A 317-nucleotide genomic window follows, 5' to 3' on the forward strand; every position below is an offset into this window, starting at 1 on the left:
CTGTGACGAAGGCTTTGTTTTCTCACATACGGTATCATCTACAATGACAAAGATAGGACTGTTATTCTGTTTTGCGCTCCATTTTACTTGCTTATAAGCGATATTACGTATGATTTGCTTTAGGAACGTTTCACTCCACTTCCCATGAGCCAGAAAGTGGCTGAGGCTTCTACGATCCCGATTATGCAGGCTCTCGCGGTGGATATTTGTTAATGTACCTGTAAATCCTTCAGACAGCATTCCGTCCACAAAGTGAGAGATGTGATTCAATACAGATTTGGAAAAATACAACGGAAGTTTCCATTCTCGAAAGATAT

The 317-nt window shown here is 40.7% G+C and carries 1 protein-coding gene; it reads right to left on the minus strand.

All coding sequences use genetic code 11. The annotated features are described in order from the left end of the window. On the minus strand, nucleotides 1-315 hold a 315-nt coding region (locus M3650_RS31470), incomplete at its 3' end, for a transposase (RefSeq protein ID WP_483311807.1). Nucleotides 316-317 lie beyond the last annotated feature (2 nt).

The sequence above is a fragment of the Paenibacillus sp. MER TA 81-3 genome (assembly GCF_023713585.1).
Lineage (GTDB): Bacteria > Bacillota > Bacilli > Paenibacillales > Paenibacillaceae > Paenibacillus_B > Paenibacillus_B profundus.